The 19085-nt window shown below is 69.9% G+C and carries 20 protein-coding genes and 1 tRNA gene; 9 read left to right on the forward strand and 12 right to left on the reverse strand.

The genetic code is table 11. From position 1 onward, the window contains the following. Positions 1–42: 42 nt before the first annotated feature. Positions 43–123, reverse strand: a tRNA-Tyr gene (locus tag BO221_RS41230). 88 nt (positions 124–211) lie between these two features. Beyond that, positions 212–364, reverse strand: coding sequence for a hypothetical protein (locus BO221_RS55135; RefSeq protein ID WP_158080005.1), 153 nt, complete (start codon positions 362–364; stop codon positions 212–214). Between the two features lie 107 nt (positions 365–471). Between BO221_RS55135 and BO221_RS41235 the strand changes: the two genes are divergently transcribed. From BO221_RS41235 to BO221_RS41260, 6 genes are all read left to right on the forward strand, one after another. After that, positions 472–1803, forward strand: coding sequence for a P1 family peptidase (locus BO221_RS41235; RefSeq protein WP_083682238.1), 1332 nt, complete (start codon positions 472–474; stop codon positions 1801–1803). Positions 1804–1933: 130 nt separating this feature from the next. Further along, entirely contained in the window at positions 1934–2116 is a 183-nt protein-coding gene (locus tag BO221_RS41240; protein WP_233166488.1) for a microviridin/marinostatin family tricyclic proteinase inhibitor, read from the forward strand. 12 nt (positions 2117–2128) lie between these two features. Further along, positions 2129–3124: an MvdC/MvdD family ATP grasp protein gene (locus tag BO221_RS41245; protein WP_073566408.1), complete on the forward strand. Its 996-nt coding sequence runs from the start codon at positions 2129–2131 to the stop codon at positions 3122–3124. A gap of 19 nt (positions 3125–3143) precedes the next feature. Beyond that, positions 3144–4145: an MvdC/MvdD family ATP grasp protein gene (locus BO221_RS41250; RefSeq protein ID WP_073566409.1), complete on the forward strand. Its 1002-nt coding sequence runs from the start codon at positions 3144–3146 to the stop codon at positions 4143–4145. A 168-nt stretch (positions 4146–4313) separates the two neighbouring features. Beyond that, complete coding sequence (locus tag BO221_RS41255) at positions 4314–5621, forward strand: hypothetical protein (RefSeq protein WP_073566410.1); 1308 nt, start codon at positions 4314–4316, stop codon at positions 5619–5621. Positions 5622–5672: 51 nt separating this feature from the next. Next, the gene (locus tag BO221_RS41260; protein WP_043394185.1) at positions 5673–5906 is read left to right on the forward strand and encodes a hypothetical protein; all 234 of its coding nucleotides are present in this window, start codon (positions 5673–5675) and stop codon (positions 5904–5906) included. A gap of 1 nt (position 5907) precedes the next feature. Here BO221_RS41260 and BO221_RS41265 read toward each other — a convergent pair whose 3' ends face one another. From BO221_RS41265 to BO221_RS41280, 4 genes are all read right to left on the reverse strand, one after another. After that, positions 5908–6483 carry a ThiF family adenylyltransferase gene (locus tag BO221_RS41265; RefSeq protein WP_043394187.1) on the reverse strand — a complete coding sequence of 192 codons (576 nt, stop codon included), beginning with the start codon at positions 6481–6483 and terminating at the stop codon, positions 5908–5910. A 12-nt stretch (positions 6484–6495) separates the two neighbouring features. After that, the gene (locus BO221_RS41270; RefSeq protein WP_043394189.1) at positions 6496–6741 is read right to left on the reverse strand and encodes a hypothetical protein; all 246 of its coding nucleotides are present in this window, start codon (positions 6739–6741) and stop codon (positions 6496–6498) included. A gap of 99 nt (positions 6742–6840) precedes the next feature. Next, positions 6841–7794 (reverse strand): DUF1684 domain-containing protein, encoded by a 954-nt coding sequence (locus tag BO221_RS41275; protein WP_073566411.1) that lies wholly within the window; start codon positions 7792–7794, stop codon positions 6841–6843. An 85-nt stretch (positions 7795–7879) separates the two neighbouring features. Next, positions 7880–8356 carry a hypothetical protein gene (locus BO221_RS41280; protein WP_073566412.1) on the reverse strand — a complete coding sequence of 159 codons (477 nt, stop codon included), beginning with the start codon at positions 8354–8356 and terminating at the stop codon, positions 7880–7882. A gap of 89 nt (positions 8357–8445) precedes the next feature. On the opposite strand from BO221_RS41280, the gene BO221_RS41285 reads away from it, so the two are divergent. Further along, positions 8446–8700 (forward strand): cupin domain-containing protein, encoded by a 255-nt coding sequence (locus tag BO221_RS41285; protein WP_083682240.1) that lies wholly within the window; start codon positions 8446–8448, stop codon positions 8698–8700. Between the two features lie 8 nt (positions 8701–8708). Here the strand turns inward: BO221_RS41285 and BO221_RS41290 are convergent, their stop codons facing one another. Continuing rightward, on the reverse strand, positions 8709–8924 hold the full coding sequence (locus BO221_RS41290; RefSeq protein ID WP_198956295.1) for a DUF2905 domain-containing protein: 216 nt from the start codon (positions 8922–8924) through the stop codon (positions 8709–8711). Positions 8925–9123: 199 nt separating this feature from the next. On the opposite strand from BO221_RS41290, the gene BO221_RS41295 reads away from it, so the two are divergent. After that, positions 9124–9783 (forward strand): DUF2231 domain-containing protein, encoded by a 660-nt coding sequence (locus BO221_RS41295; RefSeq protein ID WP_073566414.1) that lies wholly within the window; start codon positions 9124–9126, stop codon positions 9781–9783. Between the two features lie 15 nt (positions 9784–9798). Here the strand turns inward: BO221_RS41295 and BO221_RS41300 are convergent, their stop codons facing one another. Next, a complete protein-coding gene (locus tag BO221_RS41300; protein WP_143195987.1) occupies positions 9799–10065 on the reverse strand; it encodes a hypothetical protein in 267 nt (88 codons plus the stop codon). Positions 10066–10082: 17 nt separating this feature from the next. Here BO221_RS41300 and BO221_RS41305 point away from each other — a divergent pair, with 17 nt between their 5' ends. Beyond that, positions 10083–12500, forward strand: coding sequence for a TIM-barrel domain-containing protein (locus BO221_RS41305; RefSeq protein WP_073566416.1), 2418 nt, complete (start codon positions 10083–10085; stop codon positions 12498–12500). Between the two features lie 214 nt (positions 12501–12714). Here the strand turns inward: BO221_RS41305 and BO221_RS41310 are convergent, their stop codons facing one another. From BO221_RS41310 to BO221_RS41325, 4 genes are all read right to left on the reverse strand, one after another. Then, a complete protein-coding gene (locus BO221_RS41310) occupies positions 12715–13107 on the reverse strand; it encodes a Mov34/MPN/PAD-1 family protein (protein WP_073566417.1) in 393 nt (130 codons plus the stop codon). 51 nt (positions 13108–13158) lie between these two features. Continuing rightward, a complete protein-coding gene (locus BO221_RS41315) occupies positions 13159–14148 on the reverse strand; it encodes a hypothetical protein (protein ID WP_073566418.1) in 990 nt (329 codons plus the stop codon). A 16-nt stretch (positions 14149–14164) separates the two neighbouring features. Beyond that, positions 14165–15937 carry a VWA domain-containing protein gene (locus BO221_RS41320; protein ID WP_073566419.1) on the reverse strand — a complete coding sequence of 591 codons (1773 nt, stop codon included), beginning with the start codon at positions 15935–15937 and terminating at the stop codon, positions 14165–14167. Positions 15938–16108: 171 nt separating this feature from the next. Further along, complete coding sequence (locus tag BO221_RS41325; protein ID WP_073566420.1) at positions 16109–19084, reverse strand: ATP-binding protein; 2976 nt, start codon at positions 19082–19084, stop codon at positions 16109–16111. Position 19085: the final 1 nt, after the last annotated feature.

Here is a 19085-nt window from a genome sequence, read left to right on the forward strand (position 1 = left end):
TCACCACTGCGATTCAGTTGTCAGAGAGCTGCGAACTGCGAGTGGGGACGCTGGGAGTCGAACCCAGCGGGCCAAGGCTCCGGCTCTACAGGCCGGCGCGTCTCCGTAACGCTCTACGTCCCCAGAGGTGTGAGGCTGGAAATGCGAGAGGCCGGGAACCCTTTCGGGAGCCCGGCCTCCGTCGCGCCGCCTCACGTCTGGAGGCGGAGCGTCAAAAGAGGCTCGGGTATGGCACGCCGTACTGGCGATACCGCGATTGCGAGGAGGGGACAGGCAAGGCACTGACGCGCACGCTGCGGAAACCGGTATGGCTGTTGCGCTGCTTCGGATTCATCATTCCCGGCTTCATCGTCGTCGTTCGCATCGTCACCGCTCCTTTCATGGTGAAGAGACGCCACGCCCCGGGATTCCTGACGGGGTATTTTCCGGGGGATTTTCCTACCCCGCCGGACCCGAGTACCTCCGCACGCTATGAGACCCTTCCTTCCCGCCCGCTTCCTCTCCGCGCTCCTCCTCTGTCTCCCCGGGGTGGGCTGCGCCTCGCCGTCCCAGGCTGCTCCCTCCCGCGCTTCCGCTCCCGCGAAGCCCACCCCCGCGGCGTCCGATCCGGTGACGCCCGGCCTGGCGAAGCCCCGCGCGCGCGGCCTGGGCATCACCTTTGGAGGGAAGACCGGTCCCGCCAACGCCATCACCGACGTGCCCGGGGTGGAGGTGGGCCACACGACGCTCATCTCCGGAGAGGGCAAGCTCGCGGTGGGCAAGGGGCCGGTGCGCACGGGCGTCACCGCGGTGCTGCCTCGCGGGCGCGAGCGCATCGCCGAGCCCGTCTTCGCGGCCTCCTACGCCCTCAATGGCAATGGCGAGGTGACTGGCACCATCTGGGTGGGTGAGTCGGGCCTGCTCAACGGTCCCGTCATGCTGACCAACACCTCCAGCGTGGGCGTGGTGCGTGACGCGGTGGTGGACTGGGGGGCCCGGCGTGGCCTCGGGTGGGAGCTCGGCCTGCCGGTGGTCGCGGAGACCTGGGACGGCTTCCTCAACGACATCTATGGCTTTCACGTCAAGCCGGAGCACGCCCTGCGGACCATCGACGGTGCGCGCGGCGGTCCGGTGGCCGAGGGGAACGTGGGGGGCGGGACGGGGATGATGTGCCACGGTTTCAAGGGCGGCATCGGCACGGCCTCGCGCAAGCTGCCCGACTCCCAGGGCGGCTACACGCTGGGTGTACTGGTGCAGTGCAACTACGGCAGCCGGCGCCTCTTCTCGGTGGAGGGCGTCCCGGTGGGCGAGGAGATCCGCGACCACCAGGCCTGTTACACGGGCCGCGAGGTCCCCTCGTCACCGCTCATCCGCAACATGCGCCCGTGCGCCCAGAACGCCAGCCTCGCCACGCCCCCCCTCCCCGAGGGGATGGGCTCCATCATCGTGCTGGTGGCCACCGACGCGCCGCTGCTGCCACACCAGCTGGGGCGCATCTCCCGGCGCGTCCCGCTCGCCATCGGCAAGATGGGCGGGCTGGGCGAGGACTCCTCGGGGGACATCTTCCTGGCCTTCTCCACCCAATCGACGAAGCCGCCGGACGGCAGCCAGGTGGCTCAGGTCTCCTCCCTGGACAACGGGCACCTCAACCCGCTCTTCGAGGCCACGGTGCAGGCCACCCAGGAAGCCATCCTCAACGCCATGCTCGCCGCCCACACCATGACGGGCGCGGATGGCATCCGCGTCTTCTCCCTCCCTCACGACAGGCTCGTCCAGGCGCTGCGCAAGTACGGCCGGGCTCCCGCTCCGGCACCAGCGGAATGAAATTCGCCAGGTAGGCTCGGACGTGGTAACCCAGGGTTGTGTCGTGCGCCTGACCGCTCGGGTCCCTCCCTCGTCGTCAAGGCCGGAGCTCTCCCCCCCGCACACACGGAGGCGACAAATGAAGAAAGACATGACCCGGAAGCCATTCTTCGCGCGTCTGCTCGAGGAGCAGGAACTGGAGCTGGTGTCTGGTGGTGCGAACAACACCATGAAGTACCCCTCGGATGGGCATGACTCCGCCGCCTCCCTCCAGGAGTCCAACAGTGAGGGGACCTTGAAGTACCCCTCGGACACGGACGAGCGTGACCTGTAGGAAGTCCCTGGCATGTCCCCCGCTCGCGACATCGTCCTGCTTTTCACCCACAGTGCCGACTTCTACACAGTCGACCGGGTGGCGGAGGAGCTGTCGCGGCGGGGCCTTCGTCCCGTCCGGGTGGATACCGACGGCTTTCCGGCGGAACTGGAGCTGACGTCGAGTCTCGGGTCCGGCGGGGGCGAGGTGCTCCTGAGGACAGCGGCGGGCGAGCTGCGCGGCGAGGACGTACGGTCGGTGTGGCTGCGCCGGCTGGTGTCCCCCCGGCCCGATGAGTCACTGGAGCCCGGCTGGCGTGAGAGCTGCGTGCGCGAGTCACGGGCGGCGCTCGAGGGCTTCCTCGACGGGCTGTGGGCCGCGGGCTGTGCCTTCATCAACCCGCCCGGCGGGGAGCAGGCGGGCAACAAGCTGCGCCAGTTGCGGCTGGCCATGGCCCTGGGGCTGGAGGTCCCCCCCACGCTGGTCACCAATGACGCCGAGCGCGTCCGATCCTTCTTCGCGCGAGCGGGGGGCCGCCTGGTGGCCAAGATGCAGACACCCCTGACCCAGTCCATGGAGGGAGGTCAGCCCTTCGTCTACACGAGTGCGATTGGCCCCGAGGACCTCGATAAGCTGGAGGGGCTGCGCCACAGTCCCATGGTGTTCCAGGAGCGCATCGACAAAGCGAACGAGCTCCGGGTGGCCGTGGTGGGTGGGCGCTGCTTCGTGGGAGCCATCGACGCGTCGCGCTCGGTGGAGGGGCAGGTGGACTGGCGGCGCTCGCGGCCGGACGAGGTCCGTTGGCAGAAGGGCGAGCTGCCATCCGAGGTAGCGGAGCGCCTGGTTCGCCTGGTCGCTGAGCTGGGGCTGGTGTACGGCGCCGCGGATTTCATCGTCACACCCGACGGACGTCACGTCTTCCTGGAGGTCAACCCCGGGGGCGAGTGGGGCATGCTCGAGAAGGAGCTCGGCCTCCCCATCGCCGCGGCCCTGGCCGGCGCGCTCGCGTCCGCGGGCCGTTCCCCCTGACGGCACACGCGGGAGCGTCATGGCCATCCTCATCGTCACCCATTCCAAGGACAACGACGCGCCTCACGCCGTGCGGCGTGCCCTCGAGGCCCGCGGCGAGCGCGTCTACCGCTTCGACTCGGATTTGTTCCCCACCCGGCTCCAGCTCTCGCTCGACGAGGCGGGGGAGGGCCGGCTGTCGGGGCCTGATGGGGAGATGGCGCTGTCGGAGATCTCCTCCATCTGGTACCGCCGCAACGCCACCGGGGCGGGCATTCCCAAGGACCTGGACGAGCAGTTGCGCAAACCCTCGGTGGAGGAGAGCCGGCGCCTGGTGTTCGGGATGATGACGGCGCTCGGGGTATTCCAGCTGGATGCGCTCGACGTGGTCCGGCGCGCGGAGCACAAGCCGCTGCAACTCAAGCTGGCGCGGGCGCTGGGCATGGAGGTGCCTCGCACGCTGATGACCAACGACCCGGAGGCGGTGCGCGCCTTCGCCGCGAGCTGCCCCGGCGGGGTGGTGACGAAGATGATGTCGTCCTTCGCCGTCTACGACGAGCAGGGCCGGGAGCAGGTGGTCTTCACCACGCCGCTGGAGTCGCGCGAGCTGGAGGACCTGGAGGGCCTGGACCTCTGTCCGATGACCTTCCAGGAGCGGCTGACGAAGCAGGTGGAGCTGCGGGTGACGGTGGTGGGGGAGCGGGTGATGGCGGCGGCCATCGACTCCCAGGCGCTGCCGAATGCCCGGGAGGACTGGCGGCGCGAGGGGGCGGCGCTCATCGACGCGTGGAAGCCCTACACACTGCCCGAGCGGTTGCAGGGGCAGATCGTCCGCTTGATGGATGCGCTGGGCCTCAACTATGGCGCGTTCGATTTCATCGTCACGCCCGAGGGCCGGCACGTCTTCCTCGAGGTGAATCCGGCGGGCGAGTTCATGTGGTTGATGCGCAACCCGGGGCTGCCCATCGACGAAGCACTGGCGGACGTGCTCTCCGGACGCGCGGTCCGCCGGTCCGGTCCCAGACCCTTGCCGTCAGCGTGAAGCCGAGGTGAGCCGGAGCCGGGAATGAACGGCTCTGGACGTGCGGGGCGTCCGGCGGGGTCATCCAGCCGGGCGGGCCTCGTATGGCCCATGCCCGCTCGGGAGGATTGCTGACGCCCCGCGTGAGTCAGAGCTTGCGGGGGTCCTGCATCAGAGGGGGGGACACACATGAGGCAAGCGATGAGGGCCCGGTTCGCCGGGCTGTGGAGTGGTGTGGTGTTCGGGGTGTTGGTGTCCGCCTGTGGGCCGGTTTCCGAGGACATGGCCCCGGAGTGGAAGTCCGAGGAAGAGGCCGTCTCGACGGTGGAGGCCGCGCTCACCCGGCATGGGCCGCTGCCCGAGCCCCGGCCCACGGCGCTCCTGGGCCCGAAGGTGGCGTACGGAGGGGGCAAGTACCTGGTGGTATGGCAGGACGTCCGGGACGGGGGCATCTACGGGGCGCGCATGAAGCCGGATGGCACCCTGCTGGACCCCGAGGGACTGCGCCTCAACACCCACCCGGAGCGGGACTTCGGGCGCAATCCCAACGTCGCGTATGACGGCAAGGACTTCGTGGTCGTCTGGGACTCGGCGGATGGGGTGGATGGGACGCGGTTGGCGCCGGACGGCGCGGGGCCCGGGCCCGTCTTCACCGTCATCTCCTCCGGAGAGGTGGCGGGTGACGTGGGCATCGCCTGCTCCCGGAAGCTGTGCCTGGTCACCTTCGCCGTCAGCAGTGACGAGGGCAGTGACATCGGTGGCCTGCGGATCGGACCCGATGGGAGCCGGCTCGATGAGTTCGTCCTCTTCATGTCCGAGTCGGTGGTGACGGGCGAGCCGGCGGTGGCCTGGAATGGGAAGGAGTTCCTGGTCGTCTGGACGGACTCGAGCGGCGGGGTGGACACGCCCGACATCTTCGGGGCCCGGGTGAAGGAGGATGGCACCGTGCTCGACCGGGACGGCTTCCCCATCGGGGTGGCGTCTGGCGCGCAGCGGACGCCCGCGGTGGTCTGGACCGGCCGGCGGTTCCTCGTGGTCTGGGGGGACATGCGCAACGGAACGGACTGGGACATCTACGGTGCGCGCGTGCGCTCGGACAGGCGGGTGGATGACCCGATGGGCATTCCCATCTCCACCGCATCGGGAGACCAGCGCTTCCCAGGCGTGGCCCACCACAACTGGAAGTCCCTGGCCGTCTGGGATGACACCCGCGCGGGTCCGCACCGGGTCTGGGGGGCCCGAGTGGAGGAGGACGGGGATGTGAGGGACCCGGGAGGTTTCGCCATCTCGGGTGGTGAGCTCCTGAACGAGTTCCGCCCGGCGGTGGCCTACGGGAACAACCAGTTCCTCGTGCCGTATGGCGCCTCCTCCGTGGCCGACGACCCCTTCACCCCGAACTTCATCCTGGGCAGGCGGGTGAAACACGACACGCGGGTGCTGGACACGCCGGCACTCGTATTCACCCGCTCCACGTCCACGACCACGGCCACGAAGTGAGTCATCGCGGTGAGCCTTCTCCTGGAGCTGTTGTGGTACGGTGCCCGCCCCATGGCAAAGTCCCCGTGCCCCGTGACGCTGAAGCAGTTCCAGGAGAAGGCCGAGCCGTTGAAGGTGGTCATCAACGGCCAGGAGATGCTCGCCGAGGTGAAGGCATTCTCGACGGGCTCCTTCGGTTGGAACATCAATGGCAAGATGACCATCACCGTCGATGGCAAGCCGGTGTCGGTGCAGATCGGCATGAACATGACGGTGGTGGGCTCGAAGGAAGCCGCCCGGGAGTGATTCACGCCGTCGGCGTCACCGCGACGAGGCTCACCATCGCGTCGCGGCGGGTGCCGTGCTTCACGAAGTCCTGCACCACCCGCGCGAGCGTGGCGCCGAGCTGGCCGATGAGGGGCAGGTGGGCCCCTCCCTCGCACGTGGCCTGACCCGCGGTGTCCTCGGCGTCCGGGACGAAACGCTCGTCCCAGCGCACCAGGCCGAAGGTGCCATCCGCCGCCAGCGCCCCGTGCACCAGCGGCTTGCCCGCCGTGCGCGCGAAGTCGCTCAGCAGCAACCGGCTCGCCTGGTTGTCGAAGCAGTCGACGAGCAGGTCCGCGTTTCCGCACAGCGCCGCCACGTTGTCGCGCGTCACCCGCACGCCGAAGGACTCGGCCTTCACCCCGTGGAGGTTGAGCAGCTGGAGCTTCAGCGCCTCGGCCTTGTTCTTCCCCACCGAGGGCTTCACGAAGGCCTGCGCGAGCAGGTTCTTGGACTCCACCCGGTCGAAGTCGATGAAGACGAGCGTGGCCTCCAGGTTGCGGCACAGCACCGCCGCCGTGGAGCCGATGGCCCCCACGCCACAGAAGAGGATGCGCATGGCCGGCCCTCCTCAGGCCCCGAAGGGCACCTTGGGACGCAGGTAGATGCGGTCCTCACCCCGGGGGCCGCGGAACCGGTCCACCACGTAGTGGACGAAGGCGTCCTCGCGCAGGTTCGCGATGTGCAGCCCCGGCGCCCCGCCCGAGCGCACCACCTCCAGGGCGATGCGCCGCACGTCCACGTCCGACACGTGGCCGTCCAGCTCCAGGGGCAGGTCCGAGGACAGGCCGTTGTAGGTGATGTTCAGCGTCGCCATGTCACGTCTCCTTGGGGGCCCGGTCCGGGCCTCTCGGGGAGGCACGCGGACCGGGCTCTCATGGCCCTGGGGACGTGGGACGGCGGGTCTTCCTGACGCTCAGTGGTCGCCGTAGCGCTTCTCGCCGGCCTCTACGCGCAGCTTCAGCCGGTTCTGCGGCGGCGGCAGCGGGCACGTCGCGTAGGGCGAGAAGGCGCACGGGGGGTTGTAGGCCCGGTTGAAATCCAGCACCACCTTCCCGTCCTTCGGCGGGTCCGCGTAGAGGAAGCGCCCCGCGCCGTAGGAGTCCGTGCGGTTGGTCAGGTCCCCGAAGATGATGAAGAGCGGGTCCGTGGGGCTCTCCTGGACCGGATCCAACCGGTACTCCTCGCCGTTCACCTTGAAGAAGATGGTGCCGGGCGAAGTCATCTCGTCCACCGTGCCGAGCACGTTGGGCACCGGCACCTTGCGCGGGTTGGCCGCGGGCTCGAAGCGGCCCTCCACCCGCCAGGAGGCGTTCACCGGCCAGGTGGGGATGCCGTGGAACTGCTTGCGAGCGGGGGCCTCCGCGTCCTTCACCCGGATGCCCAGCTTGTCTCCCCGGCGGATGACGAAGAAGCGCAGCGAGCCCAGCGCGAGCACGTCCTGGCCGCCCTCGCTGGCGCCCAGCTCCCCACCCGTAAAGGGCTGGCCCGCGCGGGTGAGGGAGACACCGGGCTGGACGCTCAGCGTCACCGTGCCACCCTTCCGCGTGAGCGTGCCCAGGTGCGCCGGAGTCCCGGAGGGAAAGACGACCTCGTTGTCCTCGGCGGAGCCCACGCGGTTGTCTCCTTCCTTCAGCCAGTGCAGGCCCACGAGGCTGAGCCAGCCATCCTCGGACGTGAGGTTGGCGATGCGCTTCTGGTGCCAGGCGCGAGTCTCGGCCTCGAGGTCGAACGGCTTCTCTTCGGTGGGCTTCTCTTCGGCGGGCTTCTTCTGGGCGGGCTTCTTCATGGCGGGTTTGGACGGGGGCGCGGCGACCGAGGGGGTCGCGAACGCCAGCGCCGACAGGGTGAGCAGACGTGCAATGCGCATGGCCCGACCATGACAAGACCCTTGGAGCCCGTCCACCACCCGTGAGGCGGGGGAGCGAGGAGGCTCGCCGGGAGTTCTTCCGGGATTAGCGGCGGCCAGTGGCGCGCTTCGTGGTGCGCCTGGCGGTGGCCGGGGCTCGCCGGGCGGCGGTGGCCGTCTTCGCGGCGGTGCGCTTGGCCACGGTCTTCCGGGCCGGGCCGGTCTTCTTGATGGGGCTCTTCTTCTGGCTGGCCGAGGGCTTGCGGCCTCCCACCTTGGGCTCGGTCCTCCAGCCTTCCTTCTCGCGGAATGTCTTGCTGGTGGCGCGGGTGTTCTTGCGGCGCGCGGCGGCCTTCTTCGCGGGAGCCGGGCGCTTCTTCTCGGGCTTGCGCTTCGCGACGGTGCGGCCCTTCCTGGCCGGCCCCGGCGGGCCCGACTTGCCCATTCTGCGGCGGCCACCGGCCTCACCCGTGGGCGTCACGGACGCGGGGCGCTGATCCGGCGGGTTGGCGGCGGGAGCGATCATCTCGGCGGTGTTCTGTTGCTCCGCTTCCTGCGGCGGGCGCGGCGATTCGATCGACATGCGGTGCTCCTCCTCGAGAGCGATCCAAGCGTAGCCACTGAGTGTCAGTGCCCAGGCGTTGGTGGGGCGGAGTGAGCTCCACCCGACGAATGCGTAATCATCGCTGCGCCATGATGCTCGAACGCTGGGATGCGGATCGCGAGGGCGCACTGTCCGAGGCCGCGCCGCGCACCGTCTTCGACTTCCACGCGCACGGGGTGGGTGAGCTGGACGCGGTGCTGTCCGGCCGTTTCCGCCTGACGATGGCGGGGCGCTCGGTGGTGCTCGATGCCGGCGATGTGCTGTACGTGCCCGCGGGAGTGCTCCACCGCGCCGTGTTGAGCTTCGATGGGGTGAAGCGCTGATGGTCAGGCTATAGGAACCGGCGCAGGACGAAGGCGAGCAGACTGAGCAGCGCCGAGAGCAACAGCATCGAGACCAGCGGGAAGTAGACGCGGGTGTGCTCGCCCTCCCAGCGCAGGTCGCCCGGCAGGCGGCCGAACCAGGACAGCGCGCCCGAGTACATCAGCAGGCCGATGACGGCGAGCAATGCCCCCGCCGCCGCCAGCATCAGCCCCGCTGACTTCACCGGATCCTCCCGAGGCGCCGTCCCCTCATGACCGGTGGTCTGCCCACGCCTGGTCGGATTGGCAAGAGGCTCGCCACCTCGTCCGTCCCTCCCCGGAGGGCGTGCATGGAGCGGGAACCGAGCCTCCTGGAGTCCGGTGGGGCGGGTTGTCCGCCGGGCGGTGCGCCCCAAGCTTTTCGGGACGACGAGGAGGACTGTCATGGACATGCGCGTACACGAGTTGCACCCGACGTTGATTCACGCGCCGTTGGCGTTGCTGCCGTCCACGGTGGTGGTGGACCTGACGGCGGCACTTACCGGGAACAAGAAGCTGGACGACGCGGCGCGGACGCTGTGGTGGACCACGGCGGCGAGCGGGTTGCTGGCCGGGTTCGCGGGGATGGCCGCCTCGCAGGAGGTGAAGGCGGACCGGCACTCGCGCGACATGATGTTCCTGCACGGCCTGGGCAACGTGGGCCTCGTGCTGGGGGCCTTCGGCGTGGCCGTGTGGCGCACCGGGCACCGCTCGTCGCTGGTCTCCAGTTTCATAGGGCTGGGCGCGTTCGCCATGGCGGCCTACACCGGCTGGCTGGGCGGCGAGATGGTGTACACGCACGGCGTGGGCGTGAAGGAGCTGACCATGAAGGGCGAGGAGCTGGACCAGCTCAGCCCCTCGCTGGCTTCGCGGCAGGCGCCCGTCCGGTTGCTGCGGGATGCGGTGAAGGGCCTCGGGTGGCTGCTGGGCCGGGCCCGTCAGGTCTTCTCCGGCCGCGAGCAGCTGGACCCCAGCGCGTTCGGCGTGAAGGCCGTCGAACAGAAGCTGGAGCAGCAGCCCACGGCCGGGTCCGGGGAGTCCCGTCCCGAGCTCCGTCCGGTGTAGCGCCGCTGTGGGGGCTCAGTGGCCGCTCTGGTGTTCCAGGGCGCGCCGCAGGGAGAGGATCATGCGCCGTACGGCGTAGCCCTCGAAGTCCTCCAGGGGATCCACGCTCGAGGGGAAGACCTCGAGCAGGGTCTCCAGGTAGAGCAGGGCGTGAGCGGCCGCTCCCGAGCCATCCACGGGGACCTCCTTGGAGTCCAGGGTCTCGTCGAGGTGGAAGGCGCCCACCACCATGCTCTGCCAGCGATCCGTCCGTCCGCCGTCTTCAGGGTTGTCCGTGCTCACGGAACCCATCTTAGACCATGCGCCTCGAAGACCTGTCCGTTGAGCCCACCCGTGTCACCTTCTGGGGCCCGCGTGCCGCACTGCAGGTGTGCAGTCCCCTGCCCGGAGTGTTGCGGCTCCGACACCTCCCGGCCTTCAAGCACACCGCGCCCGGGCCTCGTGAGCTGCCGCCCAAACAGTCCTGGGCCGTGGTGGAGCACCGGGAACTGCCGCTCTCGGTTCGCCGCGAGGAGCGGGGTGGGGTGGCCGTGGTGGTGACGGAGGCGCTCTCGCTGGAGGTGTCGCTGGCCCGGGGGACCTGGCGCCTGCTGGACGCCGCCGGCCGGGAGCTCGCCCGGTGCGAGGACGTCTCCGGCGAGGTCATGCCGGACTATCCGGTGGACCGTTTCCGCTCGCGGCTCGCCCTGCACACGCCGCCGGGCGAGGCGTGGCTGGGATTCGGCGAGAAGGTGGGAGCGCTCGACAAGCGCGGCATGCACTTCGTCTTCTGGAACACGGACGTGATGCCGCACCACCCGGACACGGATCCGCTCTACCAGTCCATTCCCTTCTGCCTCGGCCTGCGCGAGGGGCTCGCCTGGGGCTTCTTCCTCGACGAGTCGTGGCGCATGGAGGTGGACGTGGGCGCCGAGGACGCCTCGCTCGTGCAGTGGGAGTCCTCCGGGCCCGAGCTGGACACCTACCTCTTCGCCGGGCCGATGCCAGGGGATGTGGTGCGCCGCTATACCGCGCTCACCGGGCGTCCGCCGCTGCCGCCGCTGTGGAGCCTGGGCGCGCAGCAGTCCCGATGGGGTTACGAGAACGCCGGGGACGTCCGCTCCGTCATCCACGGCTATCGGGCCCATGGCCTGCCGCTGGACTGCGTGTACCTCGATATCGACTACATGGAGGGCTACAAGGTCTGGACGTGGGACCGGACCCGCTACCCGGACCCCGCGGGCCTGGCGCGCGAGGCGGCCGCGCAGGGCGTGAAGCTGGTCACGATCATCGATCCGGCGGTGAAGGCCGAGCCGGGCTATCGCGTCTATGACGAGGCGCTCGCGGGGGACTTCCTGGTGCGCAATGACCGGGGCAGCGTGCTGCTCGGCGAGGTGTGGCCCAAACCGGCCACCTTCCCGGACTTCACCCGCGAGGAGGTGCGCACGTGGTGGGGCCGGTGGCACCAGGGCTTCCTGGAGGCGGGCATCGCTGGCGTCTGGAACGACATGAACGAGCCGGCCTGCTTCTCGCTGGTGAATGGCCGGGAGACCTTCGACATCAAGACGGCACCCGCGGCGCACCTGGGGAAGGTGGAGGGGCCCACGCTGCCGCACGACGCGCGGCACGGCCACAGGCGCCACCTGGAGGTGCACAATGTGTATGCGCTCGGCATGGCTCGGGCGGCGTACGAGGGGATGCGCGAGCTGGCTCCAGAGCGGAGGCCCTTCATCCTGACGCGCGCGGGCTCGGCGGGTATCCAGCGCTACGCGGCCATGTGGACGGGGGACAATTCCAGCTACTGGGCGCACCTGGAGCTGTCGCTCACCATGTTGCTGGGCCTGGGGCTGTCGGGTGTGTCCTTCGCGGGAGTGGATGTGCCTGGCTTCCTCGGCCGCGCGAACGGAGAGTTGCTCGTGCGCTGGATGCAGGTGGGGACGTTCTATCCGTTGATGCGCAACCACTCCGGAAAGGGGACGCCCCCGCAGGAGCCGTGGCGCTTCGGCGAGCCGTACCTCTCGCTCGCGCGCGAGTGCCTGGAGCGGCGCTACCGGCTGTTGCCCACGCTCTACACGTTGTCACACGAAGCCTCCGTGGAGGGGCTGCCGGTGATGCGCCCGCTCGTCATGTACGCGCCGGGAGACGAGGAGGCGTTGCGCACGGATGACTCGTTCCTCTTCGGGAGGGACCTGCTCGTGGCGCCGGTGGTGCGCCAGGGCCAGAGACGGCGGCTCGTGTACCTGCCCGAGGGCCGGTGGGTTCCGATCTTCAACCTGGGTGCCTCAGAGGAGATCGAGGGCGGGCAGCACGTCATCGCCGAGGCGCCGCTGGGCACGGTGCCGCTGTGGCTGCGGGCGGGAGGCGCGTTGGCCCTCACCGAGCCCGCGTTGCACACCACCTCGGCCAACTGGTCCCAGCTCACGTGGCACGTGCACGTGGCGGAGCGGGTGGATGCGCGGCTGTACGAGGACGCGGGTGAGGGTTACGGCGAATCGCGTCTGACGCGGTTGGTTGGAGGGCTGGCCGGGGACCGCTTCGTGCTCGAGCGGAGCACGGAGGGGGCGCTGCCGCTGGCTCGTGGCACCGAGACGCTGTGTCTCCATGGGCTGCTGGCGCCGCGTGAAGTGGTGGGCGCGCGGGAGCATCGCATGCGGAACGGAGTGCTCGAACTCACCGTGGACGCCGGGTGGCAGCGATTGGAAGTTATTCCCTCTCCCCCCGGGAGAGGGTCAGGGTGAGGGTGTCCGGGCCCGTTCTCCAACCTGTGGTCCTCGGTGTGGACAGCGGGTTCAACCCGGGTTCACCCGATACCCTCACCCCGTCCCTCTCCCGAGGCTGATCATTAGTCACATCTCCAGTTCCCCCTCGGAGCGCCCCTCTGGAAGATGCTTGGTTGCTTGCTCCTTCCAAGGGGATTCTCCGAGGGAGAAATGAGGGGCAGGCCAGATGTGGCTAATGATCAGCTCCCGAGGGGAGAGGGGAGATTGTGTCCCGAGTGCGCATTCCGGAATCCACGCGGAGGCCCCCGGCCCACGAGGGCTCTTGCGTCACGCGCACGTCCCGGCCGTCCTCGCGCACCACCATGCCGTTCGGCGCCACCACCGAGAAGCGCACCGGCCTCCCGAGCGCCTCGGTGAGCGCGGCCATCGTCGTCTCGTCCTCGGCGCTGAAGCCCAGCGGTCCCACCGGGTGGCTGTGGGCGATCTCCACCAGCTCCCCGCGCAGCCGCCAGATGGCCTCCCAGCGCGCGCGCGAGTCCGGCAGCCACACCGGGCTGTCCGAGGCATCGCTCCACAGCACCGTCCCGTTCCGGCCAATGAGCAGACAGACCTCACGCGGCTTCATGGGAAGACCCTCACCCCCGCCCCTCTCCCAGGGGGAGAGGGGAGTCTCATTTCAAGCGTGCCGGGTGATGACCAGCACGTCGTCTTCGATGGCCTCGCGGATGACCGATGGCAGGCTTTCCAGGTTCACGTGCCGGTCCGCTCCCGCGAGGCAGATGCCCGCGTCCACCACCTGCAAGGTGTTCGCCTCCACGATGCTGATGAAGCGCTCGCCCATGAAGCCAAACGTCACCTCGAGCTGCTCGCTCCCCAGCCGCCGCATGTCGAGCAGCCTCGCTCCCGCCGACTCCAGCGCCCGCTCCACCCGCGTCGCCCCGTGCGCCTGCCGCTCCTGGTGACGCGGACGGGCCCGCAGCCGCGCCAGCTCCGCGTCCAGCCGTGCCGATTCCTCCACCCGCCGCCGCTGTGCCTCCAGCGCCAGCAGCCGCGCCTCCACTGCCCGCACGTGCGCCTCGCGCTCGGACGCAAGCGCCCGCAGCCTCGCCTCGGCTTCGGGACGGCCTCCCTCGGACACGGACAGCACCTGCCCACGTACCTCGACCGGAGAGAATCGGATGCCGAGCGCGCGCGAGGCACCCTCCAGCACCGCGTAGCCAAAGGCCGCCCGCAGTGACGCAGGCACCGCCTTCACCTCCGCGAGCGTCCGGCCTTCCTCCATCATGAGCCGCGCCGTGCCCTCGGCCTCGCCCTCGAACTCGACCTCCTCGAAGACGAGCGAGCCGTCATGCCAGCGCCGGGCGCGCACGGGCGAGAATCGCGGAGGCTCCTCCTCGGGGAGGAGATTCACCGGCTCGGCCACCGCGCCCTCGCGCACCAGACGCGTGCCCCACAGATGTCCACGAACGAGCGGGAGCCCGTCGAGCCCTTCTGGCCCGGCCGGCTCCCGCGCGGTGGCGGTGCGCCCCTGTACCTCGAAGCGCCACCAGCCCGGAGCGGGCGGCGTGGACACGCGGAGGCGCCGCGAGGGCGCGTCGACGGACGCCCCACCGAAGTAGGGCAACACCGCCGACTCCACCTTCCCGAGGAACTTCCGGTAGTCCACGACACCCACTCCTTTCTCACGCCACCTTCAGCAGCGGCGTGCGCATCACCCGCTCGACCCAGCCGGACTGGCTGGCCCCGGCCGCCGTCGGCGCGTCCATCAGCGCCTTCAGCACGCGAGGGACCTGGTACGGGTCCTCGAACTGGTCCACCGACACTTCACTGAACGGCACCTTCATCTGCCCGGCGCACGTGCGCACGGTGTTACCCCGGTTGGCGGCGCTGGCCACACTCACCAGCATCGCCATGGCGGCCACGGTGTAGCCGCACTCGCGGAAGGCACGGGCGAACTGGTCACCCGCCTCACCCGCCTCGTCACCCACGACGATGCAGATGAGCTTCGCCTCCTCCGGCACCCGCATCCCCGCCCGGTGCAGCGCGTGCACACCGGCCGCGTGCGTCGTGCCGCCCGACGCCTTGATGCCCTGCAGCATGTGCTGCACCGCCGCACGGCTCGCCGCCTTGGGCTTGAGCACCGTCCCCATCGTGTCGAACGTCGCGATGTGCAGCTTCTCCAACGGGAAGCCCGCGAGGATGCGCGACAGCGCCTCCTTGGACTGCTCGATGGCCCCTTCCATGGAGCCGGACTTGTCGATGAGGAACATCACCCTCACGTCCGTCTCCGCCGTCGCCTCCGCCACCGCCGCCTTCGCCGCGTTGTCGCTCGCCTCCTCCAGCTTCGCCTTCAGCTCCTGGCTGCGCACGTTCTTCACGATGTGGAGCGCCCGCTGGTCCGTCGCCGTCTGCACCGCCTTCTCCCACCGCGTGCGGATGCCCGGGTCCGTCATCAACCCCAGCTCCTCGAGCGTGGGCGTCAGGATGCGCAAGTCACGGTCGGACAGCGAGGGCAGCAACGCCGCCATGATGGCCGGCGTCAGGCCCAGGTCCTTGGGCAGCCGGCCCACCACCTCCTTGTAGGAGAGGCGCTCCAGCTCGATCCACTCGCAGATCTCCGCCTCCGAGAGCCCATCGAAGCGCTCCCGCTTCACGAGGTTGAGACCCTCCAGGCCCACCGAGCGGTGGCCCGCGGCCGCCTGCTTCTGCTTCCAGCCGAGCACCTCGAAGAAGCCCTGCGACACCGGCTTGTAACCGGCCTTGCGGGCGATCTTCTTCAGCGTCTCCTTGTAGCCGGCCTTCACCAGGCCCTGGAGCATGGGCAGGTTCTGCTCACGCAGCCGCAGCCACTTCGTCGCCACGCTCTTCCACCGGCCCATCGGCGCCTTGCGGGACGCGGGGTCACCGAAACCGGCCTCGCGGTTGAGACGGGCGATCTCCGGCGTTTCGAGCAGCTCGGCCACCCGCAGCACCGCCTTGGGCGTGAGCATGCGCGTGGACTTGCGCTCGTAGTGGAGGATCATCGCCTCACCGATGGTGCGGAAGTCGTCGTCGAGGAACGCGATGGAGCCGTCGTCCTCGCGCACGGGCTGGCCGGAGTGGCTCTGCACGAGCATCAGCGCGCACGTGGCCACCTTCAGGTCACGCCAGTCCGTCTGCGTGAGCGCGTAGGACGCGAAGTGCGCCATGAGGTCCGTGTTGAGCCGGTAGATGTCCAGCAGCTGGCGGTAGAGCTTCACCGCGGCGGGCACGAAGAGGCCGGGCTTCACCGGGGTGGCGCGGCGCGCGAGCTCCTCGCTGGCGCCCTGGGCCGCATGCCAGACGCCGTTCACGTCCAGACCCGGGCGGTTGTGCCACAGGTGGGCGGAGCCCCCGAGGACCAGGTCCAGGAGCTTCTCCGCCGGGCCGCGCTGGGCCTCGGGGAGCGTGGGGGTGGTCTGGTTGTGCGTCGTCATGTGCTGCCCCTCCAGGAAAGGTCGCGCCCGAGTGACCCGGCCATTGATTTGACTTTGGCGGTCAAATTGACGTGTGAGGTCAATTGGGCGTGTAGGGCCGGGTCGGCCGGGCGCGATGTTCTCGTTCTGCCCCGAAGGACGCCGCGTTCCGGGGTTCCTGACGGGGGGATTTCAGGCGCGAGGCATGCCTGGGACTTCGGCCGGGCCGCCGAGCGGCAGGCGGATGTGGAAGGTCGCGCCACCGCCCGGTGTGTCCTCCACGTGGATGGAGCCCTGGTGGGCCTCCACGACCTGCCGCGTCACCCAGAGCCCCAGCCCCAGGCCGCCGTAGTTGCGCACCGGGACGGCCCGCTCGAAGCGCTCGAAGATGCGCGCCCGGTCGGACGCGGGAATGCCGATGCCGTGGTCCACGACGGTCAACACCACCGACCGCTCCTCGGACCGGAGGGTGAGCTCCACGGGGCTCCCCTGGCCGAACTTCAAGGCATTGGACAGCAGGTGGTGGACGACCTGCACCATGCGCTCGGGGTCGAAATTCCCCGCCACGGGCGCCTCGAGACGCACGTTCAGCGGAGTGCCCAGGCGCCGCGCTTCCTGCTCGGCGTCCGCCACCACCTCGCCCACGAGCGTGGCCAGATCCACCTCCGAGACAGCCAGCTGCAGTCGGCCGGTGGTGAGCTGTGACACGTCCAACAACGTCTCGACGAGCCGTGCCAGCCGCCGCACCGAGCGGCGCGCCATGTCCAGCCGGTCCCCGACGTTGTGCTCCGAGGCACGGCTCAAGCCCCGCTCGATGGCACTGAGATTGAGCTGGAAGCTGGTGAGCGGTGTCTTCAGCTCGTGCGAGGCGGCGGAGAGGAAGTCATCTCGCGCGCGCACCGCCTCCATGAGCGTCTCCACGTGGGCCCGCTCCCGGGCGGCTTCCCGGCGCATCCGCACCAGCTCGAGGTTGGACTTCACCCGGACGAGCAGCTCGCGGGCGGAGAAGGGTTTGACGAGGTAGTCGTCCGCTCCGGAAGCGATGCCCTCGAGGGTGGCCTCCTCGCCGGCACGGGCCGACAGCAGGAGGATGGGCAGGTCCCTCGTGTGGGGCGCGGCCCGGAGCGCGCGCAGAAGGCCCACGCCATCCAGGCGCGGCATCATCACGTCCGAGAGCACGAGGTCCGGCGGGTGGGCCAGCGCCGACTCCAGGGCCGCCTGTCCGTCCGCCACCGCCGCCACCTCGAAGTGGGGCGCCAGCACCCGGCGGATGTAGTCGCGCATGTCCGCGTTGTCGTCCGCGAGCAGTACCCGGGCCCGGGCCACGTCCGGAGCTGGATGGGGCACCGCGGGGTGGGGCTCTTCCACGATGGGCAGGTCCTCCACGGACCAGCGCAGCGCCTCCTCGACGTAGGGGCTGGCTCCGGTCGCGGTGGACTCCTGCTCCCGGGGCGCGCGGAGGCGCTCGGCGGGCAGGTGCGCGGTGCCGAAGGGGAGCTCCACGGTGAACGCCGTCCCCCGGCCCTCGGTGCTGTCCACGTGCACGGTGCCTCCGTGCAGCGTCACCAGCTCGCGCACCAGCGCCAGGCCAATGCCCGTGCCCTCGTGCGTCCGGGAGCGCGCGTCCCTCACCCGGTGGAAGCGCTCGAAGATGTGCGGCAGCTCCGAGGCGGGAATGCCCGTCCCCGTGTCCCGCACCTCGAGCACCGCGTGTCCGTGGCGCTCGCGCGTCCGGACGGAGAGCTCCCCCTTGAAGGTGAACTTGAAGGCGTTGGAGACGAGGTTGAGGACGACCTTCTCCCAGAGATCCGGGTCCAGGTAGACGGGTTGGGACAGGGGCGGGCAGTCCACGGTGAGCTTCAGCCCCGCCCGCTCCACCGCGGAGCGGAAGCTGCTCGCGAGGTCCGCTGACAGCGCGGAGAGCTCGGTGGGCGTATAGCTGGCCTGGATGCGCCCCGCTTCCAGGCGGGAGAAATCGAGCAGCGAGTTGACGAGCCGCAGCAGCCGTCCCGCGTTGCGGTGGAGCACCTCGAGCTCGGTGCGGGCGGCCTGGGGCAGGGCACCGGCGCGTCCGGTGAGCAGGTCCTCCACGGGTCCCAGCATCAGCGTGAGCGGTGTGCGGAACTCGTGGCTGATGTTGCTGAAGAAGGCCGTCTTGACCCTGTCCAGCTCCGCCAGGGTCTCCGCGCGCTGGCGCTCCTCCTCGTAGGCGCGGGCATTGCGCAGCGCCACCGACACCTGGCCCGCCAGCAGCTCGTAGAAGGAGCGGTATCCCTCATCGAGCGCGCGATTGGGGCTCAGCCCCGCCACCAGGACGCCGAGCGGGGCCGCCTTCCCCGAGGATGCAATGGGCATCACCAGGGCCTCGCGGACCGGGTCGTTCCACGGTCCGCCCTTCAAGGTGACCCGGCGCTCGACATCCTTCAGCAGGACCGTCTCCCCGGCCTCCGCGCGCTTCAGGCTCCAGACGTGGCCGCCGTCCTTCTCCAGGTCCACCGTGATGGGGCTCGCGAGGTCTCCGTCCTCCAGCCCCACGGCGCCGCACAGGGTGAACGTCCCACCGTCCGGGGCTCGCAGGTAGAGGAGCGCGAAGGGGATGTCGAGGGGGTGGCCGCGCAGGGCGGCGACGACATCGTGGCAGACGTTCTCCACGCTCCGTGTCTCTCCGGACTGGGAGGCCAGGTCCCGCAGGAGCCGCAGCCGCCGCTCGCCGAGCACCTGCTCCGTCACCTCGCTGCAGACGGCGAGCATGCCGACGATGCGCCCCGCGTCGTCCTCGGCGGGGGCGTGGGAGACGCTGAAGTAGGACTCCTCGCGGTACCCGCTGCGCTCCAGCAGCAGCATGAGGGCGGGGGTCCAGTTCGCCACGCCGGTGGCCATCACCTTGTGGATCATCGGACCCAGCGTGTCCCAGGCCTCGGCCATGGTGATGCGGATGTCCAGGCCGAGGGCCGCCGGATGCTTGTCGCCGATCAGCTTCGAGTACGCGTCGTTGTAGAACTGGAGGAAGGACGGGCCCCAGGTGAGCACCATGGGGTAACGCGACGACAGGAGGGTCCGGACGAGGGCCTTCAGGCTCTGGGGCCAGGTCTCCACCGGGCCGAGTGGGGTGGAGGCCCAGTCGTGTGCCTGGACGAGCGCGTGCATCTGGCTGGGGCCGGCGAACATC

Origin of the sequence: Archangium sp. Cb G35 (genome assembly GCF_001896145.1) — a bacterium.
Taxonomy (GTDB): domain Bacteria; phylum Myxococcota; class Myxococcia; order Myxococcales; family Myxococcaceae; genus Archangium; species Archangium violaceum.

Bases quoted from the DNA above. Each gene is read 5' to 3' on its own strand.
- BO221_RS41285 (WP_083682240.1), top strand. From the start codon at position 8,446: ATGCGTAATCATCGCTGCGCCATGATGCTCGAACGCTGGGATGCGGAT.
- BO221_RS41265 (WP_043394187.1), bottom strand. From the start codon at position 6,483: ATGCGCATCCTCTTCTGTGGCGTGGGGGCCATCGGCTCCACGGCGGCG.
- BO221_RS41245 (WP_073566408.1), top strand. From the start codon at position 2,129: ATGTCCCCCGCTCGCGACATCGTCCTGCTTTTCACCCACAGTGCCGAC.
- BO221_RS41320 (WP_073566419.1), bottom strand. From the start codon at position 15,937: ATGACGACGCACAACCAGACCACCCCCACGCTCCCCGAGGCCCAGCGC.
- BO221_RS41295 (WP_073566414.1), top strand. From the start codon at position 9,124: ATGGACATGCGCGTACACGAGTTGCACCCGACGTTGATTCACGCGCCG.
- BO221_RS55135 (WP_158080005.1), bottom strand. From the start codon at position 364: ATGCGAACGACGACGATGAAGCCGGGAATGATGAATCCGAAGCAGCGC.
- BO221_RS41240 (WP_233166488.1), top strand. From the start codon at position 1,934: ATGACCCGGAAGCCATTCTTCGCGCGTCTGCTCGAGGAGCAGGAACTG.
- BO221_RS41270 (WP_043394189.1), bottom strand. From the start codon at position 6,741: ATGGCGACGCTGAACATCACCTACAACGGCCTGTCCTCGGACCTGCCC.
- BO221_RS41305 (WP_073566416.1), top strand. From the start codon at position 10,083: ATGCGCCTCGAAGACCTGTCCGTTGAGCCCACCCGTGTCACCTTCTGG.
- BO221_RS41280 (WP_073566412.1), bottom strand. From the start codon at position 8,356: ATGTCGATCGAATCGCCGCGCCCGCCGCAGGAAGCGGAGCAACAGAAC.
- BO221_RS41325 (WP_073566420.1), bottom strand. From the start codon at position 19,084: ATGTTCGCCGGCCCCAGCCAGATGCACGCGCTCGTCCAGGCACACGAC.
- BO221_RS41275 (WP_073566411.1), bottom strand. From the start codon at position 7,794: ATGCGCATTGCACGTCTGCTCACCCTGTCGGCGCTGGCGTTCGCGACC.
- BO221_RS41250 (WP_073566409.1), top strand. From the start codon at position 3,144: ATGGCCATCCTCATCGTCACCCATTCCAAGGACAACGACGCGCCTCAC.
- BO221_RS41310 (WP_073566417.1), bottom strand. From the start codon at position 13,107: ATGAAGCCGCGTGAGGTCTGTCTGCTCATTGGCCGGAACGGGACGGTG.
- BO221_RS41260 (WP_043394185.1), top strand. From the start codon at position 5,673: ATGGCAAAGTCCCCGTGCCCCGTGACGCTGAAGCAGTTCCAGGAGAAG.
- BO221_RS41235 (WP_083682238.1), top strand. From the start codon at position 472: ATGAGACCCTTCCTTCCCGCCCGCTTCCTCTCCGCGCTCCTCCTCTGT.
- BO221_RS41255 (WP_073566410.1), top strand. From the start codon at position 4,314: ATGAGGCAAGCGATGAGGGCCCGGTTCGCCGGGCTGTGGAGTGGTGTG.